Annotated in this window: 20 protein-coding genes and 2 pseudogenes; 12 read left to right on the top strand and 10 right to left on the bottom strand. The window is 68.9% G+C overall.

The genetic code is table 11. The features are described from left to right. Positions 1 to 98: 98 nt before the first annotated feature. Genes OG714_RS04655 through OG714_RS04645 form a run of 3 tightly spaced genes read left to right on the top strand, consistent with a single transcriptional unit; the run spans position 99 to position 2,279 of the window. Positions 99 to 1,244, top strand: coding sequence for an amidohydrolase family protein (locus OG714_RS04655; RefSeq protein ID WP_406118700.1), 1,146 nt, complete (start codon positions 99 to 101; stop codon positions 1,242 to 1,244). Beyond that, positions 1,241 to 1,450, top strand: coding sequence for a hypothetical protein (locus OG714_RS04650; RefSeq protein ID WP_365302523.1), 210 nt, complete (start codon positions 1,241 to 1,243; stop codon positions 1,448 to 1,450). The genes OG714_RS04655 and OG714_RS04650 overlap by 4 nt, the downstream gene beginning before the upstream one ends. 16 nt (positions 1,451 to 1,466) lie before the next feature. Continuing rightward, a complete protein-coding gene (locus OG714_RS04645) occupies positions 1,467 to 2,279 on the top strand; it encodes a mycofactocin-coupled SDR family oxidoreductase (protein WP_366496443.1) in 813 nt (270 codons plus the stop codon). 34 nt (positions 2,280 to 2,313) lie between these two features. On the opposite strand, the pseudogene OG714_RS04640 reads toward OG714_RS04645, so the two are convergent. The 3 genes and pseudogenes from OG714_RS04640 to OG714_RS04630 form a co-directional block, all read right to left on the bottom strand. Then, a pseudogene (locus tag OG714_RS04640) lies at positions 2,314 to 2,724 on the bottom strand (RNA-guided endonuclease TnpB family protein); the annotation flags it as partial. A 24-nt stretch (positions 2,725 to 2,748) separates the two neighbouring features. Continuing rightward, the gene (locus OG714_RS04635) at positions 2,749 to 3,837 is read right to left on the bottom strand and encodes an IS110 family transposase (protein ID WP_329557339.1); all 1,089 of its coding nucleotides are present in this window, start codon (positions 3,835 to 3,837) and stop codon (positions 2,749 to 2,751) included. Between the two features lie 246 nt (positions 3,838 to 4,083). After that, a pseudogene (locus OG714_RS04630) lies at positions 4,084 to 4,881 on the bottom strand (RNA-guided endonuclease InsQ/TnpB family protein); the annotation flags it as partial. 161 nt (positions 4,882 to 5,042) lie between these two features. Between OG714_RS04630 and OG714_RS04625 the strand changes: the two are divergent. Continuing rightward, the gene (locus tag OG714_RS04625; protein WP_406118699.1) at positions 5,043 to 5,234 is read left to right on the top strand and encodes a ferredoxin; all 192 of its coding nucleotides are present in this window, start codon (positions 5,043 to 5,045) and stop codon (positions 5,232 to 5,234) included. Positions 5,235 to 5,287: 53 nt separating this feature from the next. On the opposite strand, the gene OG714_RS04620 is transcribed toward OG714_RS04625, so the two are convergent. Further along, on the bottom strand, positions 5,288 to 6,160 hold the full coding sequence (locus OG714_RS04620) for a VOC family protein (protein ID WP_406118698.1): 873 nt from the start codon (positions 6,158 to 6,160) through the stop codon (positions 5,288 to 5,290). A 168-nt stretch (positions 6,161 to 6,328) separates the two neighbouring features. Here OG714_RS04620 and OG714_RS04615 point away from each other — a divergent pair, with 168 nt between their 5' ends. Beyond that, positions 6,329 to 7,189 (top strand): alpha/beta fold hydrolase, encoded by an 861-nt coding sequence (locus OG714_RS04615; RefSeq protein ID WP_406118697.1) that lies wholly within the window; start codon positions 6,329 to 6,331, stop codon positions 7,187 to 7,189. Positions 7,190 to 7,225: 36 nt separating this feature from the next. Then, a complete protein-coding gene (locus OG714_RS04610) occupies positions 7,226 to 7,852 on the top strand; it encodes a TetR/AcrR family transcriptional regulator (protein ID WP_406118696.1) in 627 nt (208 codons plus the stop codon). Between the two features lie 65 nt (positions 7,853 to 7,917). On the opposite strand, the gene OG714_RS04605 is transcribed toward OG714_RS04610, so the two are convergent. After that, on the bottom strand, positions 7,918 to 8,184 hold the full coding sequence (locus OG714_RS04605) for a hypothetical protein (RefSeq protein ID WP_406118695.1): 267 nt from the start codon (positions 8,182 to 8,184) through the stop codon (positions 7,918 to 7,920). On the opposite strand from OG714_RS04605, the gene OG714_RS04600 reads away from it, so the two are divergent. Continuing rightward, positions 8,168 to 8,455 carry a DM13 domain-containing protein gene (locus tag OG714_RS04600; RefSeq protein ID WP_406118693.1) on the top strand — a complete coding sequence of 96 codons (288 nt, stop codon included), beginning with the start codon at positions 8,168 to 8,170 and terminating at the stop codon, positions 8,453 to 8,455. The two genes, OG714_RS04605 and OG714_RS04600, sit on opposite strands and share 17 nt — an antisense overlap. Beyond that, positions 8,452 to 8,961: a hypothetical protein gene (locus OG714_RS04595; protein ID WP_406118692.1), complete on the top strand. Its 510-nt coding sequence runs from the start codon at positions 8,452 to 8,454 to the stop codon at positions 8,959 to 8,961. Before OG714_RS04600 ends, OG714_RS04595 begins: the two co-directional genes overlap by 4 nt. A gap of 4 nt (positions 8,962 to 8,965) precedes the next feature. On the opposite strand, the gene OG714_RS04590 is transcribed toward OG714_RS04595, so the two are convergent. After that, positions 8,966 to 10,573 (bottom strand): FAD-dependent oxidoreductase, encoded by a 1,608-nt coding sequence (locus OG714_RS04590; RefSeq protein WP_406118691.1) that lies wholly within the window; start codon positions 10,571 to 10,573, stop codon positions 8,966 to 8,968. 232 nt (positions 10,574 to 10,805) lie between these two features. Between OG714_RS04590 and OG714_RS04585 the strand changes: the two genes are divergently transcribed. The 4 genes from OG714_RS04585 to OG714_RS04570 all read left to right on the top strand — a co-directional run bounded on the left by OG714_RS04585 (position 10,806) and on the right by OG714_RS04570 (position 14,594). Continuing rightward, complete coding sequence (locus OG714_RS04585) at positions 10,806 to 11,636, top strand: 2-keto-4-pentenoate hydratase (protein ID WP_406118690.1); 831 nt, start codon at positions 10,806 to 10,808, stop codon at positions 11,634 to 11,636. Further along, positions 11,633 to 12,583 carry an acetaldehyde dehydrogenase (acetylating) gene (locus OG714_RS04580; protein ID WP_406118688.1) on the top strand — a complete coding sequence of 317 codons (951 nt, stop codon included), beginning with the start codon at positions 11,633 to 11,635 and terminating at the stop codon, positions 12,581 to 12,583. The genes OG714_RS04585 and OG714_RS04580 overlap by 4 nt, the downstream gene beginning before the upstream one ends. Further along, positions 12,580 to 13,590 (top strand): 4-hydroxy-2-oxovalerate aldolase, encoded by a 1,011-nt coding sequence (dmpG, locus tag OG714_RS04575; RefSeq protein ID WP_406118687.1) that lies wholly within the window; start codon positions 12,580 to 12,582, stop codon positions 13,588 to 13,590. The genes OG714_RS04580 and dmpG overlap by 4 nt, the downstream gene beginning before the upstream one ends. A 245-nt stretch (positions 13,591 to 13,835) precedes the next feature. Next, positions 13,836 to 14,594, top strand: a complete 759-nt coding sequence (locus tag OG714_RS04570; protein WP_406131719.1) for an IclR family transcriptional regulator — start codon at positions 13,836 to 13,838, stop codon at positions 14,592 to 14,594. A gap of 316 nt (positions 14,595 to 14,910) precedes the next feature. Here OG714_RS04570 and OG714_RS04565 read toward each other — a convergent pair whose 3' ends face one another. From OG714_RS04565 to OG714_RS04550, 4 genes are all read right to left on the bottom strand, one after another. Further along, the gene (locus OG714_RS04565; RefSeq protein WP_406118685.1) at positions 14,911 to 15,654 is read right to left on the bottom strand and encodes an SDR family oxidoreductase; all 744 of its coding nucleotides are present in this window, start codon (positions 15,652 to 15,654) and stop codon (positions 14,911 to 14,913) included. Further along, a complete protein-coding gene (locus tag OG714_RS04560; RefSeq protein WP_406118684.1) occupies positions 15,647 to 16,372 on the bottom strand; it encodes a TetR/AcrR family transcriptional regulator in 726 nt (241 codons plus the stop codon). The genes OG714_RS04565 and OG714_RS04560 overlap by 8 nt, the downstream gene beginning before the upstream one ends. A 168-nt stretch (positions 16,373 to 16,540) precedes the next feature. Further along, a complete protein-coding gene (locus OG714_RS04555; RefSeq protein WP_406118682.1) occupies positions 16,541 to 17,839 on the bottom strand; it encodes a ThuA domain-containing protein in 1,299 nt (432 codons plus the stop codon). Positions 17,840 to 17,865: 26 nt separating this feature from the next. Next, complete coding sequence (locus OG714_RS04550) at positions 17,866 to 20,088, bottom strand: RICIN domain-containing protein (protein WP_406118681.1); 2,223 nt, start codon at positions 20,086 to 20,088, stop codon at positions 17,866 to 17,868. Positions 20,089 to 20,137: the final 49 nt, after the last annotated feature.

The raw sequence follows: 20,137 nt of genomic DNA, 5'->3' as shown, positions 1-20,137 counted from the left end.
TCCCCTGACCGCTCGCCGGCTTCCGTTCAGTGGGACCCGAACAGTGCACACAATTCGGCCAGTGCTAGAGAGTCCGTGAGATTCGAGGGAGCACATCGATGCCATTGCAGCCATGGATGAAGTTGCTGTCGACCGACGACCACCTGATCGAGCCGCCGCGCCTGTGGACGGACCGGCTGCCGGCGAAGTACCGGGACGCCGGACCGCGGATCGTGGAACAGGCGCGCGGAGAGGGCCAGGCCCCGGCCGAGGTGTGGAACTACGAGGGCCGCATCTACCCCTACATCGGCCTGAACGCCGTCGCGGGCAAGTCGCCCGAGGAGTTCGGCCTCGAGCCCACCCGCTACGACGAGATGATCCCGGGCTGTTACGACCCGAAGGCCCGACTGCGCGACATGGATCTGGACGGCGTGTGGGGCGCGCTGTGCTTCCCGTCGTTCCCGCGCTTCGCGGGCACGATCTTCCTGGACGGCCAGGACCGTCGACTCGCCCTGCTCTGCGTCCAGGCCTGGAACGACTTCGTGCTCGACGAGTGGTGCGCCACCGCCCCCGGCAGGCTCATCCCGCTGGTCATCCTGCCGCTCTGGGACGTCGACGCCTGCGCGGCCGAGATCAGGCGTACGGCGGCCAAGGGCGCCAAGGCGATCTCGTTCCCGGAGAACCCGGTCCCGCTGGGCCTGCCGTCGTTCCACACCGACCACTGGGACCCGGTGTTCACGGCGGCCGAGGAGACCGACATGCCGCTGTGCCTGCACTTCGGCACCTCGGGCGCCGCACCGAAGACGGCCCCGGAGGCGCCGTTCGCGGTGACCATCGCACTGTTCGGCTGCAACTCCATGTACGCCACCGCGGACCTGCTGTTCTCCCCGGTCCTCCACAACCACCCGCGGCTGAAGATCGGTCTGTCCGAGGGCGGGATCGGCTGGATGCCCTACCTGCTGGAACGCAGCGACGGCACCTGGGAACGGCACCGCTTCTACCAGAACGTCAACCAGAGCGTGCGCCCCTCGGAGCTGTTCCACAAGCACTTCCACGGCTGCTTCATCGACGACCGGTTCGGCGTGGAAGTGCGCCACCACATCGGCGTCGACAAGATCACCTGGGAGTGCGACTACCCGCACTCCGACTCCTACTGGCCCAAGAGCCGCGCCTACGCGGCCGAGGTCCTCGCCGACGTACCGGACGACGAGGTGCACAAGATCGTGGAGCTGAACACCCGCCGCCTCTACAACCTCCCCGCATGAGCAGGCGCCCGGAGTCCGAGCGCTCCGACTGGACCGACCTCGACCTGCTGACCCGCGACGAGGCGTACGGCCGCCTCCAGGAGGAGATCGGTCTCACCGCCCGCCGGCTGGCCGAACTCGGCGCGGGCGACGAGGCCGAGCGCGAACTCCTCGACACGCGGCTGCGCGCCCTGCGCGAGGCCGCCGAGGACCTGAATGTCCGCTGAGCGAAAGGGAGTTGACGTGGGGCGCGTGGAGGGCAAGGTGGCGCTCGTCACGGGAGCGGCCCGCGGTCAGGGGCGCTCGCATGCCGTGCGGCTGGCGGAGGAGGGAGCCGATGTCGTCGTCACCGACGTGTGTCACGACATCAGCGACGAGCTGCCCTACCCGCTGGCGTCGAAGGAACAGCTGGAAGAGACGGCGGAGTTGGTCAGGGCGACCGGCCGCCGGTGCGTCGCCGTCCAGGCCGACGTCCGCTCGGTGGCCGAGGTGCGGGCCGCGGTCGACGCGGCGCGGGAGGAGTTCGGGCGGCTCGACACGCTCGTGGCGAACGCCGGCGTGATGAGCATCGGCGCCGCCTGGGAACTGTCCGAGGAGGCCTGGGACGTCGTCATGGACGTCAACCTCAAGGGCCCCTGGAACACGGTGCGCGCCGCGATCCCCTGGATGATCGAGGCCGGACAGGGCGGCTCCGTCATCATCACCAGTTCGGCCGCCGGGATCCGCGGCCATGTGCCGTACGCCCACTACGTGGCCAGCAAGCACGGCGTGGTCGGGCTGATGAAGGCGCTGTCCAACGAACTCGCCCCGCACCGCATCCGGGTGAACACCGTGCACCCCACCGGGGTCAGTGACACGGGCATCACCGTCGGCGTCCCGATCGAGGAACTCGCCGCGCGGGAACCGCTGTTCGCACTGGCCGCGATGAACCCCCTCGCCCCGTACGTCGAACCGCGCGACGTGTCGAACGCCGTGCTGTTCCTGGCCTCGGACGAGGCGCGGTACGTCACGGGTCTCCAGTTCACCGTCGACGCCGGATCGACGAACAAGCCGTAGAACGAACGGAGTCAAGGTTGACTTCCTCCCCCGCCTAAAGGCGGGGGATTCCAGCGGTCGCCCGCTGGGATTCCTGTTTCACCGACGACTGCCCAGTCCGGGAGGACTCCCGTTGAGGTCTTACACCGTCTCCACAGGCAGACGCCGCCAGCCCGGCGGCCAGGATGTTGCGCGCCGCGTTCACGTCGCGGTCATGTACGGCACCGCAGGCGCATGTCCACGTGCGGACGTTGAGCGGCATCTTCGCCGCGAGGGTGCCGCAGGCCCCGCACAGCTTGCTGCTGGGGAACCAGCGGTCGATCACGACGAGTTCGCGCCCGTACCAGGCGCACTTGTACTCCAGCATGGACCGGAGTTGCGTCCACGACGCGTCACTGATGGCGCGTGCGAGCGTGTGGTTCTTCAGCAGGTTGCGGACGGTGAGGTCCTCGATCACGACCGTTTGGACGCCCCTATGACTGTCAAGCAGTCATGCCAGGACGGGCGTGAGCCCGGCACGTGGGAGGAGGGAGAAGATCTCGCGGGCGACGTAACGCTTGAGGCATCTGATCACTTCGCGCCGGGTCTTTCCCTCGCTGGTCCGCCGCTTGAGGTAGTCCTGGGTGCGTGGATCCCAGCGCAGGCGGCTCTGCACGATGCGGTAGAGCGCAGCGTTGGCCTGTCGATCGCCGCCGCGATTGAGGCGTCTTCGCTGCTGTTTGCCGGAGGAGCGCTCGACCGGGCTGGCTCCGCACAGCGCGGCGAAGGACGCCTCGTCGGCCAGGCGTTCTGGGTTGTCACCGGCGGTGATCAGGAGCGTGATGGCGCTGTCCGGGCCGACGCCGACGCGCTCCAGCAGTTGCGGAGCGTGGGACTGGACAAGGCCTGCCAGGCGTCGCTTCAGCTCGTCGATCTGCGCGGTCAGTTGCTGGATGCGCTCGGCCAGCAGCTGGAGCGTGACCACTGTGGCGTCCAGGACGTCGTCCCTGCCGAGGTAGCCGGGATCCGAGGTCAGGTTCGCGCAGGTGCGGATCAGCGCCGGGTTGGTCAGAGGGGTCAGTTGCTCCCGCAGGGCTGGGTCGGCGGACACCAGGACGGCCTTGAGCTGGTTGATGGCCTGGGTGCGGGCCTTGATGGCGGAGTCCTTGGCGAGTTTGAACATGCGCGCGATCTGCACCGGCCCATTGCCGGTCTTGGCCTGGGCAGTGGCTCTGCCGGAGATGACGGCCCGCGCGGCCGCCTGGGCGTCGACGGTGTCGGTCTTGCCCTGCTGCCGCTGGGCCGTCCTGTCGGGCCGGTTGACGTCGAAGACCTGGACGTCTCGGGCCAGGAGGTGGCGTGTCAGGGCTGCTCCGTAGGAGCCCGTGCCCTCGACTCCGGCACGCGTGAGTGTCCCGAAAGACCGGGCCCAGTCCAGCAGTTCGCGATAGCCGACCGAGGTGGCCGGGAACGCCTCGGTGGCCAGGACTCCGCCGAGAGGAGTAACCACGGCGGCGACGTGTGTGTCCCTGTGGGTATCGACCCCCAGAACGACCTCGCCGTCGGGCTGTCGCTGGCTGGCGTGCACACGGTTGGGCATACTGGCCACGGTCAATCCGCTCCCGGTCTGTTGGAGTGTCGGTTGGCCGACACCGGACCGGTCGGGGCGGTCAAAACTGTGACGGCGCCCTGTTCACGGCAAGGCCCCTATCGGGACACACCCCGCCGGCCCGGTGACAGCAAGCACCACCCCGGACCAACGACCGACAGATCCAAACCAGGACACCACGGTCCGTTCTCACGCGGGTCAAGCCGCAGCCCGGGACAGCACCCGCCGATTCTCACAGTTCTCACGGACGAGACGAGTCGACAGCTTGTGCAGGTGATCGCGGCGACGGTCGGCGATCCGCGCATGGACCTTGGCGACCCGCTCGCGGGCCTTCTCCCGGTTCGCCGAGCCCTTCGCCTTGCGGGACAGTTCCCGCTGCGCCCGGGAAAGACGAGCGCGGTCACGGCGCTCGTGCTTCGGGTTGGCGACTTTCTCCCCGGTGGACAGCGTCACGAGGGAGGTGATCCCGGCGTCCAGTCCGACGGCCGCTGTGGTCGCGGTGGCCGGTGCGATGGTGTCCTCGCACAGCAGGGACACGAACCAGCGGCCCGCCGCGTCGCGGGACACCGTCACCGTGGTCGGTTCCGTCCCCTCGGGCAGGGGGCGCGACCAGCGGATGTCCAAAGGGTCGGCCATCTTCGCCAACGTCAGCTGTTCCTCGCGCCACGTGAAGGCGGAGCGGGTGTACTCGGCCGACGCGCGGGATTTCTTCCTCGACTTGAAGCGCGGGTACTTCGCCCGCTGGGCGAAGAAGTTCCCGAACGCCGTCTGCAGGTGGCGCAGCGCCTGCTGGAGCGGAACGGAGGACACCTCCGTCAGGAAGGCGAGCTCCTCGGTCTTCTTCCACTCGGTCAGCGCGGCCGACGACTGCACGTAGGAGACGCGGCGCTGCTCCCCGTACCAGGCCCGGGTGCGCTCTTCCAGCGCCTTGTTGTAGACGAGGCGGACGCAGCCGAACGTACGCGACAACTCCGCTGCCTGCTCGTCCGTGGGGTAACAGCGGTACTTGAACGCCCGCTTGACCTGCCGCGCCATACCTCACACCGTATCAACCCCCGTGTGAGTGGCGGGTGCCGGCCGGTGGACGGCGCACACCGGTCCGCCCTGACGGCGAACCGGCTTTCCCTGCCCTGCTCCGCAGGAGCTTCGCTTCCTCCCCCGGCCGAAGCCGGGGGTATCCACGAAGGAGAACCCCGATGAAGGTCAGGATCGACTCGTCGCTGTGCTCCGGGCACGCGCGGTGCGCGGCGGCGGCGCCGGAGGTCTTCCGGCTCGACGACGACGGCTACGCGCTGCCCTTCGACGGCGAGGTGCCGCCGGAACTCGAACAGGCGGCCAGGGACGGGGAGTTGGCCTGCCCGGAGCGGGCCGTCACCGTCGAGCGGTGACACGGAGGAGCCCCACGGCCGTCGCCGTGGGGCTCTTGTCGGCTGTGCTCGGGTCAGCCGGCGGGCTGCGGCGGCGGGGTGAAGTGGTGGCCCCAGAACGCGCCGTCGGTGATCTCGTAGACGGGCACCGGCTCCGGCACCTTCAGTCCGTCCCAGCCGAACTCGACGGCGTAGTTCTCCGGCGACCACACATAGAACGACACCATGCGGTCGTTGGTGTGCTTGCCGAGCGAGTGCATCATCGGGACCTCGAGCTTCGCGGCCCGGTCCAGGGCGCGCCCCACGTCGTCCAATGTCCTGCCCTCGACCATGAAGTGCAGCAGCCGCCCGGGGCCCGGCGCCGGCGTGACGCCCAGGGTGTGGTGGCGGGGGTTGCAGCCCATGAACCACGTCGTGCCGCCCGGTGAGCGCATCGTGTTGCGCTCGATGAAGCCGAGGACGTTGACGTAGAAGTCGAAGGTGCCCCGCGCGTCCTCTGCGGAGACGATGGCGTGCCCGAAGCCCATGTCACCGGTCAGGAACCCAGAGACCAGAGGGGTCTGCACCGGAACGTGGTCGAGGATCGCGCCGTAGAACAGCTCGACCGGGTTGCCGCCCGGGTCGTCGAACTTGACGAAGCCGGTGACCTTGCGTTCCGCGGCCTCGTCCTCGGTGCCGGCGGTCACCGTGATGCCGGTCTTCTCGACGTCGGCGACCAGCCGGGCCAACTCTCGCTCGTCGATCACCTCGAAGCCCAGGGCGGTCATCCCGCTCTGTGAACCGGGGGAGACCACGATGCGGGCCGGATAGTCGTCCATCCGGTAGTACAGGGACTCCGGGTCGCCGCCCTCAACTGGCATCAGGCCGAGGAAATCCGCCCCGAACACCTTCCATTTCTCGATGTCGCTGGACTCCAGCCGTACATACCCGAGTGAGCGCACACCCATCAGGCTCTCCCATCACCGTCGTCAAGTCCTGGCAGCCCGACGCTAATCAGCCCGGCCGACCAGGGGCCGTGCACGTCCCACTGATCGGGAGGAGTGCGGCGCCCGGCCGGGACGCGGTGGCACGGTGACTGTCGCCCGTCACCCCGCGACCGGAGGCCACGCACCGTCATGACACTCACCGCTGAGGACACGCTGCGCGAACTGCGCACCGCCGAGGGCACGTTGCGCTACCACGAGGCGGGCGACGGGCCGCCCCTGCTCCTGTTGCACGGCTCCGGTCCCGGCGTGACCGGCTGGCGCAACTACCGCGGAAACCTCCCCGTGTTCGCGCGGCACTTCCGCTGCCTCGCCCTGGAATTCCCCGGGTTCGGCGTCAGCGACCCCACCGACGAGAACCCCATGATGGCGGCCCCGAAGGCCGTCCTGCGCTTCCTCGACGGCCTCGGCCTCGACCGCGTCGACGTCATCGGGAACTCCATGGGCGGCTTCGTCGCCGCCGGACTCGCCGTCGCCCACAAGGACCTGTTCCGCAGGGTCGTCACCATCGGTGGCGTGGGCCGCAACATCCTCTCGCCGGGCCCCAGCGAAGGCCTCAACCTGCTGGTCGAGTTCGCCGAGAACCCGACCCGCGAGAACCTGGTCCAGTGGCTGCGGTCGATGGTCCACGACCCGGCCCTCCTCACCGAGGAACTCATCGAGGAACGGTGGGCGACCGCCACCGAACCCGCGACCCTGGAGGCCTCCCGCCGGATCTACGGCCGGCAGGCCATGGCCGCCATGCAGGCCGCGCAGGCCCACTCCGACCAGCCCATCTGGGCCGCCCTCCACAAGATCACCGCGCCGACCCTGCTGACCTGGGGCCGCGACGACCGGGTCACACCGCTGGAGAGCGCGCTGATCCCGATGCGTACGATTCCGAAAGCGGAACTGCATGTGCTGCCCGACTGCGGCCACTGGGCCATGATCGAGCAGAAGGAGGCATGGGAGAGCGCGGTCCTGGCCTTCCTGACCCGCCCCGAGGCATCCTGAGCGTCGGCGGGAGCACCGGACGACATGGGGGACGACGTGGCGAGACCCGCTGAGGGACGGCAACCGGCGGCCCCGATGTCGAGCAGCCAGATCGCCCGCCGGGTCCGCATCCTCCGCGCCGCCTCCGAACTCGGCGCCCGTGAGGGGCTCGCCAGCGTGCAGATGCACGACGTGGCCAAGGAGGCCGACGTCGCCATCGCCACCCTGTACCGCTACTTCCCGTCCAAGCCGTACCTGTTCATGGCCGTCCTGGAGTGGCACATCGAGCAGTACCTCGGCGGCCACGAGAACGGTCGGGAGAACCTCGCTGTCGCCGCCGAGGGCACGGACGCCGCCGCCGAGGTCGCCGAGCTGCTCATCACGCTCAGCGTGAAGCTGCTGGACAGCCCCCTGCTCGCCTCGGCGGTGGCACTGTCGTCGTTCACCGAGTACACGAGTGTCGTCCCGGCCCGCATGGACCTCGTCGACAGCGCCCTGGGACAGGCCATCCTGCGGCTGCTCCGTGCCGGCGTCCGCGAGGCCTCGGCGACCGACCGCAGCAGGGCGCGCCTGCTCATCTACGGCTGGTGGGGGCTGTTCGTGGCCATGCTCACCGAGGAGCTCTCCACCGCGGAGGCGGAGACCAACATGCGCCTGGCCGCACGGTTGCTGCTCACGCCGTAGCCGCCGTGGTCGCGGTGGTCGCCGCGTAAATGTGAAGCAATTCTTACGTCCCCCTGGTCGCGGGGTCATTTCCCGTATTCCGTAGGTAGCTTGGTTCCCGTCGGCGGCAGCCCGTTCCTCTTGCCGCCGATTCCCGGCGGAATCAAGAACAGGAAGTTTGGCATGCGGAAAATCGGGTTTGTCGGCGTGGCTCTCGTTGCTCTTTCCTTCACGCTCACGGCGTGCGGCGGGTCCGACAACAGCGACTCCACCTCGAAGGCGGCACCCTCCATGTCGGCCTCGAAGGCGGCGATGAAGTCGGCCGACAGGACGGGAATGTTCGCAGGGCTCAACGGCAAGAAGGTGACCGGCTCCGCACAGGTGAGCGGTTCGGGCGTCACGCTCTCCGGCTTCACGTCCGACGAGGGCCCGGACCTGCATGTCTACCTCACGAACGGCACGGATGAAGCCGCCGTGTCGGCGGGCAAGCAGCTCGGTGGCGTCAAGTACGACGAGAAGTCCCAGATGTTCACGCTCAACGGCGTCGACGCGTCCATGTACAGCAACGTGGTCATCCACTGCGACAAGGCGAAGGCGGTATTCGGCGCCGCGAAACTGTCATGAAGTCGTCCCATTCGCGCCCGACTCTGATCGCGGCGGCCCTCGCCGGCGCGATCAGAGTCGCCCTCGGTGTCCTGTGGCTCCATGAAGGAACGTTGAAATACCGGGCGCATTTCGGGGCTGCGGACATCCTGCTGGTGGCGAACAGCGCGAAGTCGAACAGCAGGGTTCCGGGTTACTTCAAGAGTTTCGCCGATTTCGGACTCGCGGGCTGGCCGCATTTCTTCGGATTCGCGATGCCCCTGCTGGAGACATTGCTGGGAGTCGCCTTCGTCCTGGGAGTGTTCTCCCTGCCCGCCTCTTTCATGTCGGCATTCACCTTGCTGACGTACTGGAGCGCGGACCAGCTCATCACCGAATATCCGATCATGGTCGCCCTCTCGACGGTGGTCATCGCCTGGCCGCTGACGGCCTCACATTTCTCCGCGACGACTCTCGCGGAAAGGGTCGTAGGCCGAAAGCGTCCGGACGTGGTGGTGTTCAGGGAGCCGTTCCGGCGCTGGCTCTGACGCGTCAGTCCGTGCCGCTCGCGATGTCCAGCACCGCCAGGTACGAGAACGCGACACTCGAACCGATGGGAGCCCCCGCGCCCGGGTACACGCGTCCCGTCATCGCGGCCGCGGTGTTGCCCGCCGCGTAGAGCCCCTCGATCGGCGAGCCGTCCGGGCGCAGCACCCGCGCGTGCTCGTCGATCTTCAGGCCGCCCTTGGTGCCGATGTCCGCGGGGAGGATGGTCGCGACGTAGTACGGCGGGGTGTCGAGCGGGGGCAGCAGCGGGTTGGGCCACTCGGTCGTGGGCGGCGGTGCCGGGTAGTTCAGCTCGGGCAGGGCGGGGAACCCCAGGACGTACTGCGCCATCTGGTCCCAGGGTGTCTCGCCACGATGGAACCTCTCGTCGACGCCGGTCCGCGCGTAGCCGTTGAACTCCTCGACGGTCGCGCGCAGGGCTTCCAGCGGTACGTCGATCAGCCGCGCCAACTCCTCAAGGGTGTCGGCCTTCTTCAGCGCACCCGACTCGAACCACTCGGGGCGGACCGGCTCGTCGTAGGGGCCGCCGAAGCTGTCCCGGTCGAGCTGGCGCTGGTCGATGATCCAGTGGGCGGGGATGTGCGAGACGCCTGTGGTGGTGTGCAGGCGGACGATCTCGCGGCCCGCCTGGTCGTAGGGGCGGGTCTCGTTGACGAAGCGTTCGCCCGCCGCGTTGACCCAGATTCCGCCCCGGGTGCCCGTGTGGAAGAGCGGAAGGCCGTCCGGCCACACGAGTCCGGGCGTGAACCAGGCCGCGTCGAGCAGGTCGGTGGCGGCACCGACCGCGATGCCGGCCTGGAGCGCGTCGCCCGTGTTGCCGGGGGCGCCGTGGGTCCACTCGCTGCCGCGCTCCGGAACCGGCTGGTACTTCTCGCGCAGCTCGCGGTTGCGCTCGAATCCGCCGGCCGCGAGGATCACCCCGCCCGTGGCGCGGAACGTGACCTGTTCGCCGTCGCTCAACGCCTCCACGCCGACGACCCTGCCGTCCTCGACGACGAGGCCCTCCAACGCGGTGTTGAGGCGGAGCGAGCCGTGGCCCGTCTCCAGGAACGCCGCCAACGTCCTGCCGATCAGCGCGCGGCCACCGCTGAGTACCGGGCCTTCGTCATGGCCCCATCGCTGGGTGGGCAGGCAGGCACGGACCAGCCGGGCATGGTCTCCGAGTTCGGCGACGGTGACCTGCGGCGGGAAAACGGTGTGCCCCGTCGGGGACGAGCCGGTGACCGTCGGATAGTAGTCCGGCACCGGGAGGTGCACGAACGACTGGAACCACGGATTCTTCTCCAGCTCGTCGATCAACTCCACGCCGGCCCGCAGGTAGGCATCCTGGAGCGGCTCGCGTGACGCGTCGTCGACGGTGCTGCGGAGATAGGTCCTCGCGTCCTCGACACTGTCGTCGAGTCCGGCCCGTCGCATGGGCGCGGAACCGGGGTACCACAGACCGGAACCGGAGTAGGCGGTGGTGCCGCCCACACGGTCCGTCTTCTCGATGACGAGCGTCCGCAGCCCGCGTGACGCTGCCAGATGGGCACCGACCAGACCCCCGCCCGACCCGACGACGATCACGTCGTAGACGTCCTCGCTGCTGGTCATCCTGACCTCCTCAGGTGTGCTGACGTTGCTCGACGGCCGAGCGCGGCTCAACGCCAGAACCTCTCGCAATGTGCGGGCGACGGTATCGAGCCACTTCGGCGGCTCCGGCCGGTCATCTCGCTGAGCGAGACCCGTTGTCCACCCCCGGACCGAGTCCCGGTGAGCGGAACCCGCGGGACCGTGATCGGGCACGGATGCCCAGGCTGGAGGTCATCACGAGTTGGGGATGCGAATGACAGACGTTTGGGAACCGAGGGCTGTGGCGGACCGTGAGGCGGCCGTGGCCGAGGCGGTCGTACGACTCACCCGTGCGGCCCGTGACCGGCAACCCTGCCCGCCCGTAAGGGACTTGCTCGGCGCGAGCGACATCAGCCTCGCCTACGCCGTCCAACAGCGTGTCGTGGCCGACCGGATCGCGGCCGGAGCACGCGTCGTCGGCCGCAAGATCGGGCTCACCTCCGAGGCGGTGCAGCGCCAAGTCGGTGTCGACCGGCCCGACTTCGGGGTGCTCCTCGCCGACATGGACGTCAGCGCACTGCCGGTGGTGCCGAGCGAACGGCTGCTGCAACCCAGGGTCGAGGCGGAGATCGCGTTCGTCCTCGCCGACGACCTCGACCACGACGATCTCGACGTCGAGCGGGTCCGGTCCGCCGTCGCGTACGCCGTCGCCGCGCTGGAGATCGTGGACAGCCGGGTCGCCGACTGGGACATCGCGATCACCGACACCGTGGCCGACAACGCGTCCAGCGGGTTGTTCGTACTCGGTGGCGAGCGGGTCGAGTTGAAGGCGTTCGAACCCCGGGACGTGACGATGCGGCTGTACGCCGACGGGAAGCTCGCGTCCGCGGGCGACGGCACCGCCTGCCTCGGCGACCCGCTCGCCGCGCTGCTCTGGCTGGCGCGCACCGCCCGGGAGTTCGGCGACCCGCTGCGGGCCGGTCAGGTGGTGCTCTCCGGCGCACTCGGTCCGCTTGTCCCCACCCCGCCAGGAACCACCGTACGGGCCGAGCTGACGGGCCTCGGCACGGTGTCCGCGACGTTCTCACCCAAGGACCAAGGATGACGAAGACCAAGGTGGCCGTCATCGGCTCCGGCAACATCGGAACCGACCTGATGATCAAGGTGCTACGGCTGTCCGACACCCTGGAGATGGCCGCGATGGTGGGCATCGACCCGGACTCGGACGGCCTCGCCCGCGCCGCGCGCATGAAGGTGCCCACCACTCACGAGGGCGTGGACGGCCTGATCCGGATGGAGGGCTTCGACGACATCGGGATCGTCTTCGACGCGACGTCCGCGAAGGCGCATGTCGAGAACGCCAAGCGGCTCGCCCCGTACGGCAAACGGCTCGTCGATCTCACTCCCGCCGCCATCGGCCCGTACGTCGTACCGCCGGTCAACCTCGACGAGCACCTCGCCAACGATGTCGACAACCTCAACCTGGTCACCTGCGGCGGGCAGGCCACCATCCCGATCGTGCACGCGGTCAGCCGGATCACACCCGTGCCCTACGCCGAGATCGTCGCCTCGATCGCCTCGAAATCGGCCGGACCCGGAACCCGGGCCAATATCGACGAGTTCACCGAGACGACCTCGGCCGCGATCGAGAAGGTGGGCGGTGCCCGGCGGGGCAAGGCGATCATCGTGCTCAACCCGGCCGAGCCTCCGCTGATCATGCGCGACACCGTGTACTGCCTGATCGGCGACGCGGACCAGGAGGAGGTCCGGGCCTCGGTGGAGGGCATGGTGGACGCGGTCGCCGAGTACGTGCCCGGTTACCGCCTCAAGCAGCAGGTGCAGTTCACTCCGATCCCGGCGGGTGATCCGGTCCACACGCTCTTCACCGGGGACGCCTCCGAGGTCACCACCAAGGTGTCCGTCTTTCTCGAAGTGGAGGGCGCCGCCCACTACTTGCCCGCCTACGCGGGCAACCTCGACATCATGACCTCGGCCGCCCTGCGGGTCGCCGAGCGCCTCGCCCGGCGCTTCTCCACGGAGGTGACCCGGTGACCCCCAGGCTCTATGTCCAGGACGTCACCCTCCGGGACGGCATGCACGCCATCCGGCACCGGATCACGCCCGCGAACGTGGCCGCCATCAGCGCGGCCCTGGACCAGGCGGGCGTGGACGCCATCGAGGTCGCCCACGGAGACGGCCTGTCCGGCGGCAGCCTCAACTACGGCCCCGGCAGCAACACCGACTGGGAATGGATCGAGGCCGCGGCCGGCGCCATCCACCGGGCGACGCTCACGTCCCTGCTGCTGCCCGGCATCGGCACCATCGCCGAACTCAAGCAGGCGTACTCGCTCGGCGTCCGCTCGGTCCGCGTCGCCACCCACTGCACCGAGGCCGACGTGGCGGCCCAGCACATCGCCACCGCCCGAGAACTCGGCATGGACGTCTCCGGTTTCCTGATGATGGCCCACATGACCGACCCCGCCGAACTCGCCCGCCAGGCACGGCTGATGGAGTCCTACGGCGCACACTGTGTGTACGTCACCGACTCCGGCGGCCGGCTGACCATGGACGGCGTACGTGACCGCATCCGTGCCTACCGTGACGTACTCGACCCGGACACCCAGATCGGCATCCACGCGCACGAGAACCTCTCCCTCTCGGTCGCCAACTCGGTGACCGCGGTGGAGGAGGGCGTGACCCGGGTGGACGCGTCCCTGGCAGGACAGGGCGCGGGCGCGGGCAACTGCCCGGTCGAGCCGTTCATCGCGGTGGCCAACCTCCTTGGCTGGGAACACGGTTGTGACCTCTTCGCGCTCCAGGACGCCGCCGACGACCTGGTCCGCCCGCTCCAGGACCGTCCGGTGCGCGTCGACCGGGAGACCCTGACCCTCGGCTACGCGGGTGCCTACTCCAGCTTCCTGCGGCACGCGGAGACGGCGGCCGGTCAGTACGGCCTCGACGCGCGCACCATCCTTCAGGAGGTCGGCAGGCGAGGGCTGGTCGGTGGGCAGGAGGACATGATCGTGGACATCGCGCTCGACCTGACGCGCGGTTGCTGATCACGCGTTTCCGCAAAGCCGCTCCCCGGACCGTGTGCCGGGAGCGGCGCTTTTTCGTATTGATTGGACCGGCCGTACCAATAAACTCGTGCACGCCTCTTGGCTCGCGTCCGATGCCGTTGATACGTTGACGCCGGCGCCGAACTAGAATTGATTTCAGTTTGAGCAGAGAGGCATTGACGATGACGTCTGCCCTTCGCCTGGACCCGCGATACGAGGCCGACCGGCATGCGCTGCCGCCGTCGATGATGGAGCGCGTGACGCTGATCATGGACCTCTTCGAGCGGCCCCAGACACACCTCACCCTCGAAGTGGTGTCCCGCCGGACCCACTTGCCGCGCTCGACCACCCACCGGATCCTCGACCAGCTTGTGCGCCTGGACTGGCTGCACCACACGGTCGCCGGGTACGCGCTGGGACCGCGGGCGCTCGGTCTCGGCGGGCGGGAGATCGGGCACAGCACGCTGCGTGCGGCGGCAGCGCCGCAACTCCTCGACCTGGCCGTCCGCACGAAAATGGTCGTCCATCTCGCCGTGCTCGACGGCCCGGAGATCTACTACCTCGACAAGGTGGGAGGCCGGGCGGCCGTCGACATCCCCTCCCGGGTCGGCGGACGCGCGGTCGCTCACTGCACCGGGCTCGGGAAGGCCATGCTGGCCTGGCTGAGCCCGGAGGAGATCGACGCCCGCTATCAGAAGGCGATGGAGTGCCGCACTTCGCACAGCATCGGCCGACTCGACCTGCTCCACCGCGAGTTGGGCACCGTACGCCGTCGCAACGGGCTCGCGATCGACCGGGGCGAGTGTTTCCCCGACCTCGGATGCGTCGGCCTCGCCCTGCGCGGACCCGACGGTCCGGTCGGCGCGATCTCGGTCGTCGGGGACGGCCGTGCGCCGCTGGAACTTGTCGCTCCGCTGGTTGTCAACGCCGTACGGGCCGTGTCCGAAGAGCTGTTCGGGGGCGGGGAGCCGTATCGGCGGGAAGTGGCGGACGCGGTGGGTTAGCCGGGGCGGCCGGGCCGTCATGGGGAAGCGGAGAGCCGGCCGTCGTCGTGCCGATGGTGGTCCGGGCCCACGGCCGTGAACGTGTCCTGGCCGCTCACGGCGCAGAGCATGTGAGATCGGGCTGATCCCCGTCGCCGGTCGGTCCAACGGTCCCCACGCGAGTGCCCCGTGGATCCGGGCGACGGCCCGCTGCTCGCCGACGCCACCGAAGGACGCTGCCTCCACGTAGGCGACCGGTCTTGCGGAGGGCCACTCGGCGAGCTTCCTCCCGAAGGTGTCCGGCAGTCGCCGGATCCATCTCTGGATTCCTCCCCGGTCACGCCAACCCGCCGTTGGCGAAGAGTACTTGCCCGTTGATCCAGCGCGCCGGGCCGGCCAGGAACGCCACCGACTCCGCGATGTCGTCCGGGGTGCCGAGGCGCTCCAGCGGGGCCGCCTTGGCGAGGTTCTGGACCGTCGTCTCGTCCTTGCCGTCGAGGAAGAGGGGGGTGGCGGTGGGGCCGGGGGCGACCGTGTTGACGGTGATGTCCTTGCCGCGCAGCTCGCGGGCGAGTACGAGAGTCATCGCCTCGACCGCGGCCTTGCTCGCCACATAGCCGCCGTACGTCGGGAACTTGGTGCGGGTGACGGTGGTGGAGAAGTTGATGATCGCGCCGCCCGCGCGCACCCGGCGGGCCGCCTGCTGGGAGACGACGAACGTGCCGCGGATGTTGGTGCGGTGCATGCGGTCGAGGTCGTCCAGGTTCATGGTCGCGATGGGTGAAAGGACCATGATCCCGGCGGTGTTGACGACCACGTCGAGCCCGCCGAACTCGGCCTCGACCGCGTCGAAGGCGGCGGCCATCTCCTGCTCGTCGGCCACGTCCCCGCCGACCGGGATCGCCCGGCCGCCGGCCGCGGTGATCGCGGCGACGGTCTCGTCGGCGCGGGCCTTGTTGCCGGCGTAGTGCACGCCGATGGCGATGCCGTCCTTGGCGAGGCGTTCCGCGACCGCGCGGCCTATGCCGCCGGAGCCGCCGGTGATCAGGGCGACGCGGGTGGGGGTGTGGGTGTCAGTCATGGTGAGGGCCCTTCCGTGAGGTGGGGAGCTGGGTGGAGGTGGGGATCTGCGTGAGCCACTGCCCGAGCAGGGCCGACTCCGCGGGGGTGAACGGTTCGGGAGTGAGGTCGTCCAGGGAGGCGAGCAGTGTGGTGGCCGCCGCCGCGCGGGCGTCGTGGGCCGTCGTGTCCGCCGCGGGGTCGAGCAGGATCGCCTGGACCATCGCGTCGCGGACCAGCGTCGACAGCCCGGCGTCCGGATACAGCTCGGGGCGGGTGATGAGCGCCAGCGCCACACCGGTGGTGGCCGTCATGACCATCTGCGCCGCGATCCCGGGTGCGATCCGCATCCGGCCCTGCGCGGCGAGCCGCTCCAGCACCGCGCGGAGGATCCGCAGCGCTTCCCGCGCCGCCTCCGGCATCGACCGCAGCGCCGGGGCGAACATCAACTTGTAGGCGTTGGGATGCGCCAGCGCGAACGCCACATGGCTGTCCCACCCGGCGAGCAGATCCCGCAACGGGTCCGCCGACTTCTCCGCCGCGCGCTTGGTCTCCAGGTACTGGTCCCACACATGGTCGACCGTCGCCGCCAGCAGCCCGTCCTTGTCGCCGAACAGCCGGTACAGCACGGGCTGTTGGACACCCGCCGCCTCGCACACCGCGCGGGTCGAGACGTCGCCGCTCGGCGACTGGGCGATCAGCTCCGCCGCCGCCTCGATTATCAGCGATCTCGTGTTCATGTAATCGACGATAACAGAGATGCGTATCGCCGACAACAGGATCTTGTTAGCGGTGAGAACGTCGCGGAGGGAACGGCTCGGCGGCCGGAGCGGGGGGCGAGAACGAAGGGGTGCCTCCGACGTATCGACCCGCGATACGACGGAGGCACCCCTGGTCGCCGTGCAGGCTCAGGACTGCACGGCGAGTTGGAAGGCCTGCACGGTCGAGCCGTCACAGGTCCGTTGGGTGAGCTGGACACTGTTGGTCGCCGCCGTGGCGGCGGTCAGGCATTTGCCGCTGTGGCGGGCGATGAAGTGGTAGCGCCCGCTCGTCTCCTTCACGGGCTGCCACTGCTGGTTCGTGCCGCCGGAGTAGGCCCACAGCTGCAACGGCGCGTTGTCCGCCGTCGAGCGGTCGACCACGTCGATGGCCTGCGCCGGGTTGCCGCGCGCGGTGATCTGCATGTACCCGCTGTCGGTGGAGCGGAACTGGTACTGCTGCGCCGTCGTGCCGTTGCAGGCGTACTGCTGGATCGCCGTCCCGTTGGCCGTGGCCGCCGAACGGGCGTCCACGCAGGTGCCGTTGCCGCCGTTCTGTACGGAGTACCAGGACGTTTCCGAGATCGGGGTGTCCGTCGGCGGCGTCGAAGTGTCGCCCCCGCCCAGCCACTTGAGCCCGTTCAGCAGGAACTGGTTCTGGGTCGCGCTCGCGAACGTCGACGACAGACGCGTGTTGGTCGTGTAGTTCATCGCGTTGTGGCCGAAGTTCGCGTACAGCATCTTGTACTTCGTGTTGGTCCACAGGATCGGGTAATACCCGCTGTACCAGGACTGGTTGGGATCGGTGCCGACCGGGAAACTGCTCGGGTCGATCGACGCGAGGATCTTGATGTCCGGGTTCTGCCGCAGGTCGTTGGACCAGCTGTACCACTCGCTGACCGACGAGGTGAACGTGGCCGGCAGGGCGGCGGTGGGCGGGATCGAGTGGTCCTCCACCTTCAGGGTCACCGCGGTCGGACCCCAGGTGTTGGACACGAAGTTCCCCGAGCCGAGGAACGTGTTGTGGTACCAGGACCAGCTCGCCGCGTTCGTGGTGAAGGCGGAAACGTGGAAGCCCATGAAGCCGCCGCCGCCCCTCATGTACGCCTCGAAACCGGTGCGTTGGGTGGCGGTCTGCGGCAAGTCGTCGAGGAACAGGACGACTTGGTAGGCGTTGACCCCGCCGTTGGCGAGCAGGTCCCAGTTGGTGCTGGCCGTGTAGGTGTAGCCGTTGGCCGCCGCCTGCTGCGGGAACCAGACGTTCGCCTCCTTGTCGAAGTCGATGTGCGCCGCGTCGTAGGTCCCGCTGTAGAGCGCGAGGATCTTGAACGGCGTCGCCGCGGTGCTCGCCTGGGCGGCGGGCGGTACGGCCGCGAGGCCCAGCAGTGTCGCCAGTAGGAGGAGGACCCGCAGGAGCGCGCGGGTGGAACCGGATCTGATGGTGTTCATCTGGTGATCGATCCTTTCCGTGCGGTCTACGGGTAGTTGGTCAAGTAGGCGACGTTGCTACTGGAGTTGGACGGTCCGCCGGTGCTGTTGATGATGTGGCTGATCGTGCCGACCCCGCCCAGCGAGACGGTCACCATGTCGTGGAACTTGACCCCGGACACGCTCGGCACCTCGAAGGCGCGATCGGCGACCACGCTGGAGTTGGAGCTGAAGTAGCAGTAGCTGCCAAGTCCCCACGCCTCGTGGGTGGTTACGTTGGCGGCGACCTTGTAGGCGGGATAGCCCTTGCCGGTGCCGTTCATCCAGGAGGCCTGGTTCGGCGGGTCGTAGGGCATCTCGTTCTGGAAGAAGTACGTTCTGCCGCCGTTGCCGTTCCAGACGACCTGGGTCTTCTGGAAGTGCTCGACGAACAGGCCGTACGCCGTCACGTTGGCGGCGTTGACGATCAGCCCGGTGTCCGCCGTGTTGGTGGTCCAGCCGACCGTGCCGGAGTTGCCGTGGTCGGCCCGCCAGATCCAGGTGTGGTCGATGATCGTGTTGGCGCTGTTGATGACGACGGAGTTGGTGGCCTTGCCGACGGTGGCGCCGCCGATGCGGACGAAGACATCGGACAACTGCGTCGGGTCGGACGCGTGGGTGGCGGTCGAACCGGACGGGCCGATCTGCACCAGCGTCGCGGAGTTGGTGGTGCCCGCGTCGATCAGCAGGCCCGCCAGCTCGATGCCGTCCACGTCGGCGGTGGAGATCGCGGTGATCCCGCCGTCCGGCACGAAGGTGGCCAGGCCCATGCCCAGCACGACCGTGTCGGGGCGCGTGATGTTCAGCGTCTGGTTGAGGTGGTAGACGCCCGGGGTGACCAGGAGGTTCTTGCCGGCCGCGAGGGCGGTGTTCATGTCGGCCGCGGTGGCGCCGGGCTTGACGATGTAGAACTGGTCGATCGGCAGCGACTTGCCCGCCGGGGTCTTCCCGCTCCACGTCGTACCGACGGCGTTGGACTGGAGTCCGGGCACGAACACCTGGTAGGCGCCCGCGCTGTCGACGTAGAGGAAGGGCTTCTCGCGGATCGTCGGGGAGCTGGCGACGTTGGTGTACGTCGGGAAGGACTGGGCGGGTGCGCCCTGGTCGCCGACGAAGACCATGTTCCAGTTGGAGCCGGACCAACTGCCCATCGTGGAGTTCCTGGTGAGGAACTGCTGCTGGGTCCCGGACTGGATCTGGCCGTCGACCTTGGTGTCGGAGATGAAGCCGCCGCTGGACCAACCACCGTCGTCCAGCGCCAGGTTGCCGCGCACGTGCATGCGCCGGTACGGCGCGGCCTGCGAGACGGCCCAACGGTCGGTGCCGCCGGTGGGGTTGACCGACAGGTTCTCGGCGTCGCGCCAGAAGTTCTGCGTCGCGTTGCCCTGGAACCAGTCGGCCTCCGCGTGCACGGAACCGTTGATGGTCACGTCGTCCGGCGAGAAGCCGAGACCGGCGACCTGCGTGTAGAAGCCGACGTTGGCGTTCGCGCTGTACGTACCCGGCTTGAACAGCAGGGCCTGCCGGGCCGAGCCGAACTGGTTGGTCTGCTGCTGGGAGAAGACCGAGTCCAGCTTGGACTGGATGCTGGACGCCGACATCGACGGGTCGAACACCGTCACGTTCGGGCCGAAGTCCGGGGTGCCGGGCGGGTTCGTGGCGCCGCCGCCGAGCGTGAACGACTGCGCGGCCGTGCCGTTGCACGTGTACTGCGCGAGCTGCACGCTGTCCGCGGTGGAGGCGCTCGGGACGTCCAGGCACTTCCCGCTGTTGCGGTTGACGAAGTGGTAGGCGCCGTCCGACTCGACGACCGGCAGCCACTGCTGGTTGTTGCCGCCGGAGTACGTCCACAGCTGGATGAGCGCGGAGTCGGCGGTCGAGACGCCGGTGACGTCCCAGGCCTCGGCCGCGTTCAGGTTGCTGTTCACCCGGTAGTAGCCGTCACTCGTGGCGACCAACTGCCAGTTCTGCGCGGTGCTTCCGTTGCAGGTGTACTGCTGGACGGCGGTGCCGTCGGCACTCGCGGCCGAGCGGGCGTCGACGCACTTGCCGCTGCCCTTGTTGACCACCGTGGTGTAGCCGGTCGGCAGCGCGGCCGCCGCCGAGTTCGCCGCGCTCGCCGAACCTTGCGTGGCGAACTCGATTCCGGTCACGGTGGTCGCCACGAGCGCGACAGCCGTGAGCGCTCTCGGTATGGCGTGGCGGCCGGACAGTCTTTTCCGTCTGAGCACGGATTCTCCTGTGGTGATGGGGGGTGGGGAGGAAAGGCCGGAGGGCGGC

It is taken from the genome of Streptomyces sp. NBC_00989 (assembly GCF_045162655.1).
Taxonomy (GTDB): Bacteria; Actinomycetota; Actinomycetes; order Streptomycetales; family Streptomycetaceae; genus Streptomyces.
Note: the sequence above shows the minus strand (reverse complement) of the source record. Positions and strands in the feature narration are given on the sequence as shown.